The organism is Rhodobacter sp. P1_C2 (genome assembly GCF_056406375.1).
This window is the reverse complement of the sequence record NZ_JBFUAG010000039.1, coordinates 1-768: the sequence shown is the minus strand read 5'-3', so window position 1 is coordinate 768 and position 768 is coordinate 1. Positions and strand designations below refer to the sequence as shown.

General features: G+C 64.1%; 2 protein-coding genes. Both read right to left on the bottom strand.

All coding sequences use genetic code 11. From position 1 onward, the window contains the following. A partial coding sequence (gene tnpB / locus AC1DZT_RS25325) for an IS66 family insertion sequence element accessory protein TnpB (protein ID WP_478009415.1) occupies positions 1 to 207 on the bottom strand: 207 nt, incomplete at its 3' end. Continuing rightward, a complete protein-coding gene (locus AC1DZT_RS25320) occupies positions 204 to 605 on the bottom strand; it encodes a transposase (RefSeq protein WP_478002997.1) in 402 nt (133 codons plus the stop codon). The genes AC1DZT_RS25320 and tnpB, both read right to left, overlap by 4 nt. Positions 606 to 768: the final 163 nt, after the last annotated feature.

The following is a 768-nucleotide window of genomic DNA, read 5'->3' as shown; positions in this document are numbered from 1 at the left end:
CATGTAGATCATCACGATCCCACTGCCGTCCCAGAACAGAACCTTGATCCTGTCGCCACGCTTTGACCTGAACACCACCATTACCCCCGCCTTGGGCGCAAAGCCCAGCTCGGCATGCGCCATAGCGGCCAGCCCATCGTGTCCCTTGCGGAAGTCGACGGGCTTGGTCGCGATCACGATCCGAACCGACTGATCCGGGAAGATCACAGGGCCCTCTTCAACGCAGCCGCCAAGGCCGCTGCACGTTCCGGGCTGCAGTCTGGCGCGACATGCAGCACCGCACCGGCGATCTCGACCCGGATCACCGCGCAATCGGTCTTCACGATGTCAGGACCGGGCACAGCCACAGGCTCGACCACAAGCGGCACGAAACTGGGGGCACCATCGGCGGGCAGGACAAGCTTCCCCTTCTGGGCAAGACCACGCCACTGCGAAAGATGCCGGGCGATCAACCCATACTTCTCGGCCACATCACAAACACGCGCCCCGGGAGCCAGGCTCTCGGCCACAACCCGTGCCTTCAGATCATCCGGCCAACGCCGCCGCCCGGTTGGCCCATCCAGAACCTCGATGCGCGAAACTCCCTTGCGACTGGGAACCTCCATCCGGTGCTCATTTTGGTGTTCCACTGCCAAACTCCTGCAAACTCAGTTGCAGGGCGGCATGCCCGAAAGACCTTCGCCCCGGAACCACGGGGCCGTCGCACCGCTTACGCGGCATGCCCGAAAGACCTTCGCCCCGGAACCACGGGGCCGTCGCACCGCTTAC

Bases quoted from the DNA above. Each gene is read 5' to 3' on its own strand.
- AC1DZT_RS25320 (WP_478002997.1), bottom strand. From the start codon at position 605: ATGGAGGTTCCCAGTCGCAAGGGAGTTTCGCGCATCGAGGTTCTGGAT.